General features: G+C 59.3%; 2 protein-coding genes. Both read right to left on the minus strand.

The annotated features are described in order from the left end of the window. Positions 1–179: 179 nt before the first annotated feature. Positions 180–554 carry a type II toxin-antitoxin system VapC family toxin gene (locus ACESMT_RS21460; protein WP_372828618.1) on the minus strand — a complete coding sequence of 125 codons (375 nt, stop codon included), beginning with the start codon at positions 552–554 and terminating at the stop codon, positions 180–182. Then, positions 551–775 (minus strand): AbrB/MazE/SpoVT family DNA-binding domain-containing protein, encoded by a 225-nt coding sequence (locus tag ACESMT_RS21465; protein ID WP_372828619.1) that lies wholly within the window; start codon positions 773–775, stop codon positions 551–553. The genes ACESMT_RS21460 and ACESMT_RS21465 overlap by 4 nt, the downstream gene beginning before the upstream one ends. Positions 776–1078: the final 303 nt, after the last annotated feature.

Here is a 1078-nt window from a genome sequence, read left to right on the forward strand (position 1 = left end):
CGGGCTTCAACGCCCAGGTACAGCGCCTTGCCCGCCAGCAGCGACAGGCCAAAGGCCGCCAGCATGCCCAGCGCATTGGCAACCACCTGTGTGGGCCAGACATACGTGATCACCGCATTGACCAGCAGGCACACGGAGAAGCGATATTCGGGGTCAGATTCCAATTAAATGCTCTCAACTCAAGCCTTCGCGCTGTAGTTGACGCCAGGCAACCCCTGATAGTCCACATCCTGAGTCCACAGCGTGGCGCCGTGCTCCAGCGCCATGCTGTAAATGGCGGCATCGGCCAAGGCCAGGCCATGCCGGGTGGCGGCCTCGGAGGCGGCTATGGCACGGCGGTCAGTCAGGTCAAGCACTTTGCCACGGCGCATCACATCCAGGCAAGTTTCCACGACCTCGGCAGGCAGCGCGCGGCTCAAGATGCGGTGAACCTCAAACAGTGAAATCGTCGGCACCAGCAGTCGGGTGCGGTCTTCGATGGCCGACGCAAACAAATCAGCGCGCGGATTGTCTTGGAAGTATTCGATCCAGCCGGAAGAATCGACGACATTCACTCGAAATCCCGGTCTTTTTCCTTAGGGGGTTCAATATCGCCTAAGTCGTAGCCTTTGAGAATCCCGCGGTAAGCGCTCATGGGCAGTTCAGGCTTGATCACCAACTCACTTCCACGCAGCTCAAAACGGATGTGTGAGCCCGCCTGAATCCCCAACTTGGCGCGCATGGCAGCCGGCAACGTGACCTGGCCTTTGCTCGAAACAACAGCTTCTATTTGCATAACTTTTCCTTTACTTTTTTAAGTGTAAGACGTTTATAAAAGTAAGGCAAATCCTTGAGCTTGGATCGGTGGGGGGGTGTTGGGATCGGAAGAAGAAGATCGGCGACGCTCAGCAGCATCACGCCGACGTCCGGTGGTCATGCGGCCGCGTCAAACGCTGGTTGTCACGATCACGGCGCGATGGCACCCATCCTGGGCACCGCAGGCGCCGGCCGACGCCGGGCTTCAACGCCCAGGTACAGCGCCTTGCCCGCCAGCAGCGACAGGCCAAAGGCCGCCAGCATGCCCAGCGCATTGGCAACC

The sequence above is a fragment of the Polaromonas sp. genome (assembly GCF_041689105.1).
Taxonomy (GTDB): domain Bacteria; phylum Pseudomonadota; class Gammaproteobacteria; order Burkholderiales; family Burkholderiaceae_C; genus Polaromonas.

Excerpts from the sequence above, each read along its gene's own strand:
- ACESMT_RS21465 (WP_372828619.1), bottom strand. The coding sequence starts at position 775 with ATGCAAATAGAAGCTGTTGTTTCGAGCAAAGGCCAGGTCACGTTGCCG.